This window comes from Pseudomonas sp. Xaverov 259 (genome assembly GCF_019352915.1).
Classification (GTDB): Bacteria; Pseudomonadota; Gammaproteobacteria; order Pseudomonadales; family Pseudomonadaceae; genus Aquipseudomonas.
In genome coordinates, this window is sequence record NZ_JAAAFV010000025.1 from 22083 (window position 1) to 37219 (window position 15137).

Genomic DNA, 15137 nt, shown 5'->3' on the forward strand with positions numbered 1-15137 from the left:
TTGAGCTGGGCTTCGAGCTTGTCGGTCAGGGTGGCGTCGAGGCGGCCGTTTTGCAGGTCGGCGTAGTTCTGCTCCTGGGACTGGTACGCCTTGATCTGCGCGCCGAGCTTGGCCAGGTGCGCACGTGCATAGGCTTCCTGCAGCGAACCTTGCAGCACGCCGACCTGCTTGCCTTTGAGCGACTCCGGCGTGTCGCCGAAGTCGGCGTTTTTACGCGTGATCACCGAGGTGGGGCTGAGGAACAGGCGGTCGCTGAAGTCGATGACTTTCTCACGCGCCGGGGTCACGGCCATGGACGACATGATCGCGTCGAACTTGCGCGCGCGCAGGGCCGGGATCATGCCGTCGAATTCGTTGTGCACCCAGGTGCATTTGACTTCGAGCTTGGCGCAGATGGCGTTGCCCAGCTCGATATCAAAACCTTGCAGGCTGCCGTCGGCGGCGACTGACTCAAAGGGTGGGTACTCGGGGAATACGCCGAAGCGGATTTCTTTCCAGTCCTGGGCGTAAGCAGCGCTGGCACACAGTGGCAACAGCAACGCGGCGAAGAGTGATCGCAATGGAGTCATGTGACAGTCCCTATATTTTGTAATTGATGTCAGGGCAGTGAATCGCTGGGAGCAGAGAATGCTTCATGGTGGTGCGTTTTTTGTGTCGTTTACCCCGTGCATAAAGCGCGAATTGCGCTGTTAAAAAGCGCAATGCAGCGGAATCGGCTGCGGCACGCGCAAAATCGGCTTTTAACTGATGTAAATCCGGCCTGCCTTGGGCGCAAAGCGGCAGGCCAGAGCGGTTTCAGGCGCGCTTTTTGTGCTGTACGCGTGGCTGTTGGGCCAGGCGTGCAAACAGGTCTTTCGGGTCGGCGAGGTCCGGCACCAGCTCAAGTGTACTGCCCACATCCAGCGCCTTGGCCACGTCCAGCACGTAACGCAGGGCCGAGTAGTCTTCGATGGCAAAACCCACTGAGTCGAACAGCGTGACTTGGCGCGCGTTCTCGCGGCCGGGCTGCTGGCCATTGATGACTTGCCACAGCTCGGTCACCGGCGAATCTTCCGGCATGTGCTGGATTTCACCTTCGATACGGCTTTGCGGTTCGTACTCGACGATCACCCGAGCGCGCTCGACGATGCGGCGGTCCAGCTCGGTTTTGCCGGGGCAATCGCCGCCCACGGCATTCAGGTGCATGCCCGGTTCGATCATGTCGTCGGTGAGGATGGTGGCGTACGCCTTGTCGGCCGTGACGGTGGTGACGATGTCCGCGCCTTTGACCGCTTCGGCGACGCTGGCGGCCAGGATCACCTTGATCGCCGGGAACGCCTTGAGGTTGGCCGCCAGCTTGGCAGTGGCCTTGGCGTCGATATCGAACAGGCGGATTTCGCTGATACCGAGCATGGCGTGGAAAGCCAGGGCCTGGAACTCGCTTTGCGAGCCGTTGCCGATCAACGCCATGCTGCGGCTGTTGTCGCGCGCCAGGTAGCGGGCTACCAGGGCAGAGGTGGCCGCGGTGCGGATCGCGGTGGTCAGGGTCATTTCGGCCAGCAGCACCGGCTTGCCGGTGTCGACATCGCCCAGGGCGCCAAAGGCCATCACTGTGAGCATGCCGGCCAGGGTGTTCTTCGGGTGGCCGTTCACGTACTTGAAGGCGTACAGCGAGGCGTCGGACACCGGCATCAACTCGATCACGCCGTCCGGCGAATGGTTGGCCAGGCGCGCGCACTTTTCGAAGTCCTGCCAGCGCAGGTAGTCGGCACGGATGTATTCGGCCATTTCGCTGATGCAGGTTTGCAGGCCCTTTTGTGAAACCAGGTAGCTGAGGTCGTTGACGTCGATATAGCGGGTCATGGCAAGACTCCTTATTGAAATGAGGCGCGGGCGGGCAGGTGTACTTCCGCCAGCATGCAGCGGGCGCTGCCGCCGCCGATGCGTTCGATGTTGTCGATGTTCACCACCACCGGGCGGGTGTGGCGTTCGACATGCGTGCGCTGGGCCGGGTGCAGGGCGCTCCAGGCGCTGGCCGACATCACCAGCAGCGGTTGGCCGTCACGGTCGTGGACTTCGAGCATGTTGCCGGCGAAGGCTTCGAGCTGATCGAAGTCGAGGGCGAGGATGTCTTTGCCGGTATCGCGCAGCGAGCGTTCCAGGGCCTGGCGTTCGCTGGCATCGGGCAGGGCTTGCAGGCACACCACCGAAAGATCACGGCCGACACTCATCATCACGTTGCTGTGGTAGATCGGCGCGTGGTGGCGGTCGACGGCGTGGAAGACGCAGAGTTGGTAGTCGAGGCGTTCGGCGAACTGGCGCAAGGCGTCTTGGTGGGTACGTCCGGAGTGGCAGGCATAGCTGATGCGGTGCTGGCGGTCGAGCACCATGCTGCCGGTGCCTTCGAGGAAGATATTCTGTTGTTCGAGGTGGCTCAGGTCGATGGTGCTATGGATTGCAAAGCGTTGCTCCAGTACTTGCAGCACGCCTTTGTTGCGCTCCAGTCGTCGGTTCTGGCCTTCCATCGGGTACAGCACCAGGCTGCCGTCGGCGTGGCTGCTCCACCAGTTGTTGGGGAAGATCGAGTCGGGCGTGTGGGGCGCCGGGGTGTCTTGCACCACCAGCACCTCTACGCCATGTTGGCGCAGGGTATCGACATAGCCGTCGAACTCTTGCAGCGCTTTTTGCTGCGCGCCAAGAGGATCCAGTGGCTGGCGTTGGAAGCGGTTGTTGATCGCGGTGTCCGGGTTGAAGGCAAAGCGCGCCGGGCGAATCATCAAAACGGTGTTGGTGGTTTGCATGGGTGCACGAATCCATGGGTTGAGCTGTGGGGCTATTTTGTGCGCTGTGGCGGGTGAATCCCGGCTGATATAGCGGGGCGGCTCAGCCGGGAAAGCTGAAAAGTGAGGTAGCGCAGCCGAATCGGCTGGCAAGTTGAAATGCAATCAAACTGTGGGAGCTGGCTTGCCTGCGATGGCGGTCTGTCTGCGCCAGATGCGCTGACTGACAGACCGCTATCGCAGGCAAGCCAGCTCCCACATTAGTATGGTGGCGGTCGTGAACCCCGAGCCAGGAAGGAGAATGCATGTCTACCGCTGTTCGTCTTGCCCAACCCACCGACGCCGAGGGCATCAGCCAGGTCATCCTGGCGGCCTTGCACAGCAGCAATGCGCGGGATTACCCGGCAGATGTGATTGCTCGGGTTGCCAGCAACTTCACGCCCGACGCCGTGCTGGCGTTGCTCCAGCGCCGGGTGGTGCTGGTGGCGAGCCAGGATCAGATGATCGTCGCCACCGCCGCCCTTGATGGCAATGTGGTGCGCTCGGTGTTCGTCAACCCGGCGTTGCAAGGTCAGGGCATTGGCCGGCTGCTGATGATCGAGATTGAGCTGCGGGCCGTTGAAGCCGGGGTGACGGTCCTGAGCGTGCCGTCCTCGCTGACGGCCGAGCCGTTCTATACCAAGTTGGGTTTTCACACAGTACGCGACGTTTACCATGGCAATGAGCGCACGCTGGTGATGGAAAAGGCCTTGTTATCGCGCCATCCCATCGGGCCATATCGCGATCGTCCACACAGATCCCAGGTGGTGGCGCTGTGGCAGCAGGCGTTTGGCTATGACACCGCGCACAACCTGCCAAGCCTGGCAATCGACAAAAAGCTGGCGGTCAATGATGGGCTGTTCTTTGTAGCGACGGATAAAAAGGCCGTGATCGGCACCATCCTGGCCGGCTATGACGGGCATCGCGGCTGGTTGTATTCGGTGGCGGTACACAGCGATTATCGTCGGCAGGGCCTGGGCGCTTCGCTGGTGCGCTATGCCGAGCAGGCACTGACTGCGTTGGGTTGCATGAAGATCAACCTGCAGATTACGGGCGGCAATGACGCGGTCGTGGGGTTCTACGAGGCGCTAGGGTATGGGGTGGAGCCGAGGATCAGCATGGGTAAGAAGATTGCGGTGAATATCCCGCCTCAATCCTGAGCACACCGCAAGCAAATGTGGGAGCTGGCTTGTGTGGGAGCCAGCTCCCACACAAGCCAGCTCCCACATTGGGTTTTGCGTTTGCTGAGTCAGACCTTGACGATCCAACCCGCTGGCGCTTCAACGTCGCCGGTCTGCACGCCGGTCAGTTCTTTGTAGAGCGCCTGGGTGATCGGGCCCACTTCGGTTTCGCTGTGGAACACGTGCAGCTTGCCGTCGTACTGGATGCCGCCAATTGGCGAGATCACGGCAGCGGTACCGCAGGCGCCGGCTTCCTTGAACTGGTCCAGTTTGTCGATGAACACGTCGCCCTCGACCACTTTGAGGCCCAGGCGGGTCTCGGCCAGTTCGATCAGCGACAGGCGGGTGATGCCTGGCAGCACCGAAGGCGACTTCGGCGTGATGAACTGGTTGTCGCGGGTGATACCGAAGAAGTTGGCCGAACCGACTTCCTCGATTTTCGAGTGGGTCATCGGGTCCAGGTAGATCGCGTCGGCGAAACCGGATTTCCTTGCTTCAGCGCCCGGCATCAGGCTGGCGGCGTAGTTGCCACCGACCTTGGCGGCACCGGTGCCTTGTGGTGCGGCGCGGTCGAACGTGGAGATCTGGAAGTTGTGGGGCACCAGGCCGCCTTTGAAGTAGGCGCCGACCGGGATGGCGAATACCGAGAAGATAAACTCCGGTGCGCTACGCACGCCGATGTTCTCACCGGTGCCGATCACGAACGGGCGCAGGTACAGCGCGCCGCCACTGCCGTACGGCGGGATGAACCGCTCGTTGGCCTTGACCACTTGTTTGCAGGCTTCGATGAAGTCTTCGGTGGTCACATGCGGCATCAGCAGGCGTGCGCAGCTGCGTTGCATACGGGCGGCGTTCTGGTCCGGGCGGAACAGGTTGATCGAGCCGTCCTTGCAGCGGTAGGCCTTGAGGCCTTCAAAGCACTGCTGGCCATAGTGCAGGGCGGTGGAACCCTCGCTGATGTGCAGCACGTTGTCGTCGGTCAGGGTGCCCGCTTGCCACTCGCCGTTTTTCCAGGTTTGGAGAAACCGTTTGTCGGTCTTGATGTAGTCAAAACCCAGCTTGTCCCAATTGATGCTTTCGTTACCCATGACACCCTCTATCTCTGGTCAACCGCCTGGTCGAAGGCAGGCTTGTCGGTTTTTTACTGGATGGGCGCAACAATACTTCATTCTTGGCCGGTGTGGGAGCAGGTGGGTGGACCATTGAGCCTGTGTATTGGCTGATCCACCGCTATCGCAGGCAAGCCAGCTCCCACATTTGCAATGCATTCCCCTGTGGGAGCTGGCTTGCCTGCGATGGCCTCACCACGGTTTTACAGGTGCAGCGCGTGCCCCAAAGCTCTTAAAGCAGCTTCCTGCACGGCTTCACCCAAAGTCGGATGCGCATAGATGGTGCCCGCCACATCTTCCAGGCGCGAGCCCATTTCCAGGCTCAGGCCAAAGGCCGTAGACAACTCAGACACACCAACCCCCACCGCCTGCCAGCCGACAATCAGGTGGTTGTCACGCCGCGCGACCACGCGCACAAAGCCGGTTTTCGACTCCAGGGTCATCGCCCGGCCATTGGCCGCAAACGGGAAGCTCGACACAATGCAGTCCAGGCCAGCCGCCTTGGCTTCGTCCGGGGTCTTGCCGACCACCACCAGCTCCGGGTCGGTAAAGCACACCGCCGGGATCGCCGCCGGGTTGAACTCGCGGTGTTTGCCGCTGATCAGTTCGGCAACCATCTCGCCCTGGGCCATGGCCCGGTGCGCCAGCATCGGCTCGCCACTCAGGTCGCCGATGGCGTACACATTGCGCATGCTGGTCTGGCAACGGTTGTCGATCTTGATCGCCGCACCGTTCATCGCCAGGTTCAGCGCTTCGAGGTTCCAGCCCTGGGTGTTGGGCTTGCGGCCCACCGCCACCAACACCTGATCGGTTTCCAGCGACAGCGTGTCGCCGTTCGGGTCACGTACCTGCAGGCTGTTGTTTTCGAAACCGGTGACGCTGTGGCTGAGGTACAGCTTGACCCCCAACTGCTTGAGCGATTCGGCCACCGGCAGCGTCAGCTCACCGTCGTAGGCGGGCAGGATGCGCTCCTGCGCCTCGACCACACTGACCTCGGCGCCGAGCTTGCGGTAGGCAATGCCCAGTTCCAGCCCGATATAGCCGCCACCCACCACAATCAGGCGCTTGGGCACGCGGGTCGGCGCCAGTGCTTCGGTTGACGAGATGATCGGCCCGCCAATCGGCAGCATCGGCAGGTTGACACTTTTCGAGCCGGTGGCCAGCAGCAGGTGCTCGCACTGAATGCGCTGGTCGCCGACGTCGACGGTCTTGCCGTCGACCACCTTGGCCCAACCGTGGATCACCTGCACTTTGTGCTTCTTGAGCAACGCGGCCACGCCGGTGGTCAGGCGGTCAACAATGCCATCTTTCCATTCCACGCTCTTGCGGATGTCCAGGGTCGGCACATCCACTTCAATGCCCAACTGCGAACCCTGGCTGTGGTGCACGGTTTGCTGGAACTGCTCGGCCACATGGATCAAGGCCTTGGAGGGAATGCAGCCGATGTTCAGGCAGGTGCCGCCGAGCGCCTGGCCCTCGACCAGAATGGTCGGGATGCCCAGTTGGCCGGCACGGATCGCCGCCACATAACCGCCAGGGCCGCCGCCGATGATCAGCAGCGTGGTGTTCAATGTCTGAGGCATGCCTTACTCCAAAAACAGGCTGGCGGGTTGTTCGAGCAGGCCACGAATGGCCTGGATGAATTGCGCCGCGTCCATGCCGTCGACCACGCGGTGATCGAAGGAGCTGGAGAGGTTCATCATCTTGCGCACCACGATCTGGCCTTTGATCACCATCGGCCGTTCAACGATGCGGTTGACGCCGACGATGGCGACTTCCGGCAGGTTCAGCACCGGTGTGCTGACGATGCCGCCCAACGCGCCGAGGCTGGTCAGGGTGATAGTCGAGCCCGACAGCTCATCGCGACTGGCCTTGCCATTGCGCGCGGCGCTGGCCAAACGTGCGATTTCCTCGGCATTGCCCCACAGGCTGCGGGCTTCGGCGTGACGTACCACCGGCACCATCAGGCCCACGTCGCTTTGGGTAGCGACGCCCACATGCACCGCGCCCAGGCGCGTGATGACTTGGGCTTCGTCGTCGTAACGGGCGTTGATCTGCGGGAAGTCCCGCAACGCCACGACCATGGCGCGCACGATGAAGGGCAGCAAAGTCAGCTTGCCGCGCGTGGCACCGTGCTTCTCATTGAGGTGTACACGCAACTCGTCCAGCGCCGTGACGTCGATTTCTTCCACGTAGCTGAAATGCGCGGCGCGGCGGGTGGCGTCCTGCATGCGCTGGGCGATCTTGCGGCGCATGCCGATCACCGGGATCTGTTCTTCAGTGTTGCGTTCGGCGTAAGGGTTGGCGGTTGCCGAAGGCTGGGCTGCACCTTGTTGCAGGTAAGCGTCCAGGTCTTCGTGCAGCACCCGACCCGCCGGGCCAGTACCTTGCACCAGACGCAATTGAATGCCGGCATCCAGCGCGTGTTTGCGCACGGCAGGTGAAGCCAATGGGCGTTCATCGGCGGCACGGGCTACCGGAGCAGCAGCGGGCTTGGCTACCGGCTGTGTTTCAACCACTGGCGCGGGTTTGGCTTCAATCACGGGGGTTGCTTTCACCGGCTCAGCCACCACCGGCACATCCTTGGCATTCCCTGCGCCTTCGACTTCAATGCTGATCAAAATACTGCCCACCGCCATGACTTCACCCGGCTCGCCGCCGAGGGAAATCACTTTGCCGTGCACCGGCGAGGGAATGTCCACCATCGCCTTGTCGGTCATCACATCCGCCAGCACCTGGTCTTCAACCACTAGGTCACCGACCTTTACATGCCATACCGACAGTTCAACTTCTGCGATGCCTTCGCCAATGTCCGGCATCTTGATAACGTGCGTGCCCATTCAGACCTCCATGACCCGTTTCAACGCCGCGCCCACGCGGGACGGCCCTGGGAAATACGCCCACTCTTGCGCGTGCGGGTAGGGCGTGTCCCAACCGGTGACGCGTTCGATCGGCGCTTCCAGGTGATGGAAGCAATGCTCTTGCACCAGCGACACCAACTCGGCACCAAAGCCGCAGGTACGCGTGGCTTCATGCACCACGACGCAACGGCCGGTCTTCTTCACGGAGTTGACGATGGTTTCCAGGTCCAGCGGCCACAGGCTGCGCAGGTCGATGACCTCGGCGTCGATGCCGGTTTCTTCGGCGGCGACTTGCGACACGTACACGGTGGTGCCGTAGGTCAGCACCGTCACGGCCGAGCCGGGGCGCACGATGGCGGCCACGTCCAGCGGCACGGTGTAGTAACCGTCCGGCACTTGCGCTTGCGGGTGTTTCGACCACGGTGTAACCGGGCGATCGTGGTGGCCATCGAACGGGCCGTTGTACAGGCGTTTAGGCTCGAGGAAGATCACCGGGTCGTCGTTTTCGATCGAGGCGATCAACAGGCCCTTGGCGTCATACGGGTTGGACGGCATCACCGTGCGCAGGCCGCAGACCTGGGTGAACACCGCTTCGATACTCTGGCTGTGGGTCTGACCGCCGTAGATGCCGCCGCCGCACGGCATGCGCATGGTCAAGGGGGCGGTGAACTGGCCCGCCGAGCGATAACGCAGGCGGGCGGCTTCGGAGATGATCTGGTCGGTGGCCGGGTACACGTAATCGGCAAACTGGATTTCTGCCACCGGGCGCAGGCCATACGCACCCATGCCCACGGCAACGCCGACGATGCCGCTTTCGGAGATCGGCGCGTCGAACACCCGCGAGCTGCCGTACTTGTTCTGCAAACCTTCGGTGCAACGGAACACGCCGCCGAAGTAGCCGACGTCCTGGCCGAACACCACCACGTTATCGTCACGCTCAAGCATCACATCCATGGCCGAGCGCAGGGCCTGGATCATGGTCATGGTGGTGGTGGTCATGGCGGTTTCCAATTCGATGCTGTTGTTGTGATCGTTCATGTCAGACCCCCAACTCTTGACGCTGGCGCTTCAAGTGCTCCGGCATCTCTTTGTAAACGTCTTCGAACATGGTCGCGGCGCTTGGAATCTGGCCACCGGCCAGGGTGCCGTACTGTTCGGCTTCTTTCTGCGCCTTGACCACTTCGGCCTCAAGCTCGGCACTCACCGAGGTGTGCTCCTCTTCGGACCACTGGCCAATCTTGATCAGGTGCTGCTTGAGACGCGCAATCGGGTCGCCGAGCGGGAAGTGGCTCCAGTCGTCGGCCGGGCGGTATTTGGACGGATCGTCCGAGGTGGAGTGCGGGCCGGCGCGGTAGGTGACCCACTCGATCAGAGTTGGCCCAAGGTTACGGCGCGCCCGCTCGGCGGCCCAGGCAGACGCCGCATACACGGCGATGAAGTCGTTGCCGTCCACACGCAGGGAAGCGATGCCGCAACCCACGCCGCGTCCGGCGAAGGTGGTGGCTTCACCGCCGGCGATGGCCTGGAAGGTGGAGATGGCCCACTGGTTGTTGACCACGTTGAGAATCACCGGCGCGCGGTACACGTGGGCGAAGGTGAGGGCGGTGTGGAAGTCCGATTCGGCGGTGGCGCCGTCGCCGATCCAGGCCGAGGCAATCTTGGTATCGCCCTTTATCGCCGAGGCCATGCCCCAGCCTACGCCTTGCACGAATTGGGTGGCGAGGTTGCCGGAAATGGTGAAGAAACCGGCGTCCTTGACCGAGTACATGATCGGCAACTGACGGCCCTTGAGCGGGTCGCGCTCGTTGGACAGCAGTTGGCAGATCAGGTCCACCAGCGGCACTTCGCGGGCCATCAGGATGCTTTGCTGGCGGTAGGTGGGGAAGCACATGTCGTCGATATTCAAGGCCAGGGCCTGGGCGCTGCCGATGGCCTCTTCGCCAAGGCTTTGCATGTAGAACGACATTTTTTTCTGACGCTGGGCGACCACCATGCGGTTGTCGAAGATGCGCGTCTTGAGCATGGCGCGCATGCCTTTACGCATGATCTCGGCGGATACGCCTTCAGCCCACGGGCCAAGGGCCTGGCCCTGGTCGTCGAGCACGCGGATCAGGCCCTTGGCCAGGTCAGCGGTGTCGGCGGGTTCTACGTCGATGGCGGGTTTGCGCACCGTACCTGCGTCAGTCAGGCGCAGGTAGGTAAAGTCGGTCTTGCAGCCTGGGCGGCCCGAGGGTTCGGGAACGTGCAGGCGCAGTGGTGCATACGGCTGGTTCATGGCTTTCTACGCTCGATCTTGTGAATTTCTTGTAGTGGGCGCGCTAGCTGACAGTCAGTCTCCGGATAGGAGAAATCTTGTCCTACAAACATCATAGGCGTGGCGTAGAAGAATATTTATCTGTGTTTCATTGCGCTCAAGACCATTTGCGGATAAAAAAACTGCATAAACATAATAAACAGGTGATTTTGTCTCATGCGCAAACTGGACCGTACCGATATCGGCATTCTCAACGCCCTGCAGGAGAACGCCCGTATCACCAACGCCGACCTGGCCCGCTCGGTCAACTTGTCGCCCACACCGTGCTTCAACCGGGTGAAGGCCATGGAGGAATTGGGGCTTATCCGTGATCAGGTCACCTTGCTGGACGCCGACCTGCTGGGGCTGCACGTGAATGTGTTCATTCATGTGAGCCTGGAAAAGCAGAACGAGCTGGCATTGCAGCAGTTCGAGGGCGCGATCTCGGACCGGCCGGAAGTGATGGAGTGTTATTTGATGGCGGGTGACCCGGACTATTTGATCCGGGTACTGGTGCCGACAATCCAGTCGCTGGAGCGCTTCATGATGGACTTTCTGACCAAGGTGCCGGGCGTGGCCAACATCCGCTCAAGCTTTGCGCTCAAGCAGGTGCGCTACAAGACCGCGCTGCCGTTGCCGGCCAATGGCATCAGCCTGGGCAACTGAATCACACAAATCCAATGTGGGAGCTGGCTTGCCTGCGATAGCGGTGGGCCAGTTGACACATGGGTTACTCATACACCGCTATCGCAGGCAAGCCAGCTCCCACAAGGGAATCGACGTTTCTACAGTTGGTTAAGTGGGATCTTCAGGTAAACCACCCCATTGTCTTCCGCCGGCGGCATATTCCCCGCCCGCACATTCACCTGAATCGCCGGCAGCAACAGCGTCGGCATCCCCAACCCGGCATCACGCTGGGTGCGCATCTGCACAAACGCCGCTTCATCCACACCGTCATGCACATGAATATTGCCCGCGCGCTGCTCGGCGACCGTGGTCAGGCACTTGGCCTCGCGACCTTCAGGCGGGTAGTCATGGCATACATACAGCTCAGTCTCCAATGGAAAGGCCAGCAGTTTGCGCATCGACGCATACAACTGCCGCGCATCGCCGCCAGGGAAATCGCAACGCGCAGTGCCCACATCCGGCATGAACAGCGTGTCGCCCACCAAAATCAATCGACCGTCGATCAGGTACGCCATGTCGGCCGGGGTGTGGCCGGGCACATGCAGCGCCTGGGCCTTCAAGTTGCCGATATGAAAGATTTCATCCGGCGCAAACAGGTGGTCGAACTGCGAGCCATCGACGCGAAATTCGGGCTCCAGGTTGAACAGGTGCTTGAAGACGTCCTGCACCTTGCTGATGGATTGGCCGATGGCGATTTTGCCGCCGAGCGTGCGGCGCAGGTAAGGCGCCGCCGACAAGTGATCGGCATGCGCGTGGGTTTCCAGCAGCCACTGCACCTGCAAACCGTGCTCACGCACAAAGGCTATGACTTTATCGGCTTGGGTGGTTTCAGTGCGTCCGGACGCGGGGTCGTAATTGAGTACCGAATCGACGATAGCGCACGGGCCGCCATCGTGTTCATAGATGACGTAGGTGAAGGTCGACGATGCCTCGTCCAGAAAGGCTTGAATCAACGCTGGCATGGCGGCGGTCCCCGGGAGCGAAAAAAGTGGTTACAATCAGTTTACGTTTACACATAATGTTTTGAGCTTAAGTGACATAAAGGACCCGAGGCAAATGGAATCTACTCTGAGTGAGGGCGAAGTCGCCCAGTTGCGTGCATCGGCGTCCAAGGCCTGCTCCTTGCTCAAGGCACTGGCCAACGAGGATCGCCTGTTGATCCTGTGCCAGTTGACCCAGGGCGAGCGCAATGTCGGCGAGCTGGAAACCATGACCGGCGTGCGTCAGCCCACGCTGTCACAACAGTTGGGCATTTTGCGTGACGAAGGGTTGGTCGCCACCCGTCGGGAAGGTAAATACATTTTCTACGGGCTGGCCAGCCACGAAGTGATTCAAGTGATGAAGACCTTGTCCGGCTTGTACTGCGGTGCGGTCATAAAAAGCTGGGCGTGACGCCATACGGCAGCGACCCTTGTGTGCATTGACGATAAAAGGCAAAAGACCATGACCGAGCAACACTGGGGACCGACCATCAGTGGCGACATCGTAGTCATCGGCGGCGGCTCGGCAGGCATCGGCCTGCTGGCCAGCTTGCTCAAACGCGACCCGCAGCTGAACATCACCCTGATCGAACCTAACGACTATCACTGCTATCAGCCGGCCTGGACGCTGGTCGGTGGCGGCGCCTACGACCTGAAAAAGACCCGACGGCCGTTGGCCGACGTACTGCCCAATGGCGTCGCCTGGGTGCAGGCCGCAGTCGCCGAATTGCTGCCCGACGAGCAAACCCTGGTGCTCGACAATGGTCAGCGCGTCACCTGGAACAACCTGATCGTGTGCCCCGGCTTGCGCCTGGCCTGGGAAAAAATCGACGGCCTGGAACAAACCCTCGGCCACAACGGCGTGACCTCCAACTACAGCTACGAACACGCGGCCTACACCTGGCAGTTGGTGCAGCAGCTCAAGAGCGGCAAGGCGATTTTTACCCAGCCGGCCATGCCGATCAAATGCGCAGGCGCGCCGCAAAAGGCCATGTACCTGTCCTGCGATCACTGGCTCAAGCAGGGCAACCTGAAAAACATCGACGTCGAATTCAACCTGGCCGGCGCTGCGCTGTTTGGCGTCGCCACCTTTGTGCCGCCGTTGATGAAGTACGTAGAGAAATACAACGCCCGCCTCGCGTTCAATTCCAATCTGGTCAAGGTCGATGGCGCGGCCCGCAAAGCCTGGTTTGAAGTCAAAGACGCCGAAGGCAATGCCACCGTCGAAGAAAAATCCTTCGACCTGTTGCACGTGGTCCCGCCGCAAGTGGCTCCGGACTTTATCCGCCAGAGCCCGTTGGCCGACGCCGCCGGCTGGTGCGAGGTGAACCCGCACAGCCTGCAACATCTGCGCTACCCGCACACCTTCGGCCTCGGCGATGTGTGCGGCACCACCAACGCCAAAACCGCTGCCGCCGTGCGCAAGCAGATTGTGGTGGTGGCCGAAAACCTGCTGGCCCTGCGCAAACAGGCGCAGCTGCCGCTCAAGTATGACGGCTATGGCTCCTGCCCGTTGACGGTGGAGAAGGGCAAGGTGGTGCTGGCCGAGTTTGGTTATGGCGGCAAGCTGCTGCCGACCTTCGCGCTGGACCCGACCCAGGCACGCCGCTCGATGTGGTTCCTCAAGGCCACGCTGCTGCCGTGGTTCTACTGGAACGGCATGCTCAAGGGCCGCGAGTGGCTGACCCGCCTGAGTAAGGTGGATTAAATGCTGCTGGCAAGTCTGTTGGGTTTATTGATGGGCCTGGTCATGGGCCTGACCGGCGCGGGCGGTGGCATCCTCGGGGTGCCGGCCTTGGTGTTGGGGCTTGGCTTGACCATGACCCAGGCGGCGCCGGTGTCGTTGCTCGCCGTGGGCGCAGCGGCGGCGGTCGGCGCCATTGACGGGTTACGCCATGGCCTGGTGCGCTACCGCGCCGCGTTATTGATCGCGTTGCTGGGCGCGCTGTTCTCGCCGCTGGGCGTATTTATTGCGCACCAGTTGCCCGAACACCTGCTGATGGGCTTGTTCAGTGCCTTGATGGTGCTGGTGGCCTGGCGCATGTTGCAACGCGAAAAGCTCGAAGCCGGGCCCAGCGACCATGGCGCCGCGTCCTGGGGCCAGAAAAACTGCATGCTCAACCAGCAGACCGGGCGCCTGGCCTGGACCGCCAAATGCAGTGCCACGTTGGCGGCTTTGGGGGCCGTGACTGGCGCGGTATCGGGCTTGCTCGGCGTGGGCGGTGGTTTCCTGATCGTGCCGGCGTTCAAGCAACTGACCGATGTGCAGATGCGCGGGATTGTCGCCACCTCGCTCATGGTGATCAGCCTGATTTCGCTGATTGGCGTGGCCGGGTCGATGCAGGCCGGTGTGAGCATCGAGCCGATGGGCTGGGTGTTTATCGGCGCGAGTATTGTCGGCATGCTGGCCGGTCGGCGCCTGTGTTCAATAATCCCCGCACGCTCTTTGCAGGTGGGCTTTGCCAGCCTGTGTGTGGTGGTGGCTGCGGGGATGCTGGTCAAGGCTGCGCTCTGATCCTGATGTGCAACACAGTCCAACTGTGGGAGCTGGCTTGCCTGCGATAGCGGTCTTTTGGTGGTGTACATATCCGTTGCTGCGGTAACGGCTGCTTATGGTTCCGCCCTGACGGCGGGTCACTTTTGTAAAGACACAAAAGTAACCAAAGGTCTTCGCCCCAACACTCGGTGCCTCGCTATGGCTCGGCATGCCCGCAATCCGCCAGTGATTTGGGGGGGCCGCCGCGATGGGCCATCCTTGGCCCAGCGCGGCTAAACCGGCATCCCTGCCGGTTTACCCCCCCCCAAATCACTGTCGAATTGCGGCCATCGTGTTTGACGGGGCGATTTCAGATCAAGATCAAAAGCGCAGATCAAAAGACCGCTGACTTCGTCATCGAAAAGGATGTAAGGGCCAGAGCAACAGCAACTGCAGAGCCATACGCGGTTAAAGGTGGGAGCTGGCTTGTCGAATCGTCGCACCGCTGCGATAGCATCAACTTGGTGTGCCTGATGTACCGAGGTGCCTGCATCGCAGCGATGCGGCGACCCGACAAGCCAGCTCCCACAGAAAAGCAGCTCTTCAGTGCATGCAAATCCGCAGCCGACCTCATTTTCAAAACTGCATACGGTCAATTGTGGGAGCGGGCTTGCTCGCGAATGCGGTGTATCAGTGACAGATAAATTGACTGACACACCGCATTCGCGAGCAAGCCCGCTCCCACATTTAGA

14 protein-coding genes are annotated in these 15137 nt (G+C 61.3%); 5 read left to right on the forward strand and 9 right to left on the reverse strand.

Annotated elements, in window-relative coordinates; genetic code table 11:
• From K0H48_RS09265 to ctlX, 3 genes are all read right to left on the reverse strand, one after another.
• On the reverse strand, positions 1-569 hold a 569-nt coding region (locus K0H48_RS09265), incomplete at its 3' end, for a transporter substrate-binding domain-containing protein (protein ID WP_219267243.1).
• Between the two features lie 226 nt (positions 570-795).
• Positions 796-1842 (reverse strand): ornithine cyclodeaminase, encoded by a 1047-nt coding sequence (locus K0H48_RS09270; RefSeq protein WP_200432460.1) that lies wholly within the window; start codon positions 1840-1842, stop codon positions 796-798.
• Between the two features lie 11 nt (positions 1843-1853).
• Complete coding sequence (gene ctlX, locus K0H48_RS09275) at positions 1854-2780, reverse strand: citrulline utilization hydrolase CtlX (protein ID WP_219267244.1); 927 nt, start codon at positions 2778-2780, stop codon at positions 1854-1856.
• 284 nt (positions 2781-3064) lie between these two features.
• Between ctlX and K0H48_RS09280 the strand changes: the two genes are divergently transcribed.
• The gene (locus K0H48_RS09280) at positions 3065-3958 is read left to right on the forward strand and encodes a GNAT family acetyltransferase (protein ID WP_219267245.1); all 894 of its coding nucleotides are present in this window, start codon (positions 3065-3067) and stop codon (positions 3956-3958) included.
• 89 nt (positions 3959-4047) lie between these two features.
• Here K0H48_RS09280 and K0H48_RS09285 read toward each other — a convergent pair whose 3' ends face one another.
• The 5 genes from K0H48_RS09285 to K0H48_RS09305 all read right to left on the reverse strand — a co-directional run bounded on the left by K0H48_RS09285 (position 4048) and on the right by K0H48_RS09305 (position 10224).
• The gene (locus K0H48_RS09285; protein ID WP_200432463.1) at positions 4048-5067 is read right to left on the reverse strand and encodes a branched-chain amino acid aminotransferase; all 1020 of its coding nucleotides are present in this window, start codon (positions 5065-5067) and stop codon (positions 4048-4050) included.
• A gap of 224 nt (positions 5068-5291) precedes the next feature.
• Positions 5292-6671 (reverse strand): dihydrolipoyl dehydrogenase, encoded by a 1380-nt coding sequence (gene lpdA, locus K0H48_RS09290; RefSeq protein WP_219267246.1) that lies wholly within the window; start codon positions 6669-6671, stop codon positions 5292-5294.
• A 3-nt stretch (positions 6672-6674) separates the two neighbouring features.
• Positions 6675-7928, reverse strand: coding sequence for a dihydrolipoamide acetyltransferase family protein (locus K0H48_RS09295; protein WP_219267247.1), 1254 nt, complete (start codon positions 7926-7928; stop codon positions 6675-6677).
• Positions 7929-8987, reverse strand: a complete 1059-nt coding sequence (locus K0H48_RS09300; RefSeq protein ID WP_138450567.1) for an alpha-ketoacid dehydrogenase subunit beta — start codon at positions 8985-8987, stop codon at positions 7929-7931.
• A 1-nt stretch (position 8988) separates the two neighbouring features.
• Entirely contained in the window at positions 8989-10224 is a 1236-nt protein-coding gene (locus K0H48_RS09305; protein WP_219267248.1) for a 3-methyl-2-oxobutanoate dehydrogenase (2-methylpropanoyl-transferring) subunit alpha, read from the reverse strand.
• A 195-nt stretch (positions 10225-10419) separates the two neighbouring features.
• Between K0H48_RS09305 and bkdR the strand changes: the two genes are divergently transcribed.
• Positions 10420-10908 carry a Bkd operon transcriptional regulator BkdR gene (gene bkdR / locus K0H48_RS09310; protein ID WP_056861361.1) on the forward strand — a complete coding sequence of 163 codons (489 nt, stop codon included), beginning with the start codon at positions 10420-10422 and terminating at the stop codon, positions 10906-10908.
• 119 nt (positions 10909-11027) lie between these two features.
• Here the strand turns inward: bkdR and K0H48_RS09315 are convergent, their stop codons facing one another.
• A complete protein-coding gene (locus K0H48_RS09315) occupies positions 11028-11891 on the reverse strand; it encodes an MBL fold metallo-hydrolase (RefSeq protein ID WP_219267249.1) in 864 nt (287 codons plus the stop codon).
• A gap of 94 nt (positions 11892-11985) precedes the next feature.
• Between K0H48_RS09315 and K0H48_RS09320 the strand changes: the two genes are divergently transcribed.
• From K0H48_RS09320 to K0H48_RS09330, 3 genes are read left to right on the forward strand one after another with little or no spacing between them, the layout of a single operon-like run.
• Complete coding sequence (locus tag K0H48_RS09320) at positions 11986-12321, forward strand: helix-turn-helix transcriptional regulator (protein WP_017136253.1); 336 nt, start codon at positions 11986-11988, stop codon at positions 12319-12321.
• Between the two features lie 51 nt (positions 12322-12372).
• Positions 12373-13617, forward strand: coding sequence for an FAD/NAD(P)-binding oxidoreductase (locus tag K0H48_RS09325; protein WP_219267250.1), 1245 nt, complete (start codon positions 12373-12375; stop codon positions 13615-13617).
• Positions 13618-14424 (forward strand): sulfite exporter TauE/SafE family protein, encoded by an 807-nt coding sequence (locus K0H48_RS09330; protein WP_219267251.1) that lies wholly within the window; start codon positions 13618-13620, stop codon positions 14422-14424.
• Positions 14425-15137 lie beyond the last annotated feature (713 nt).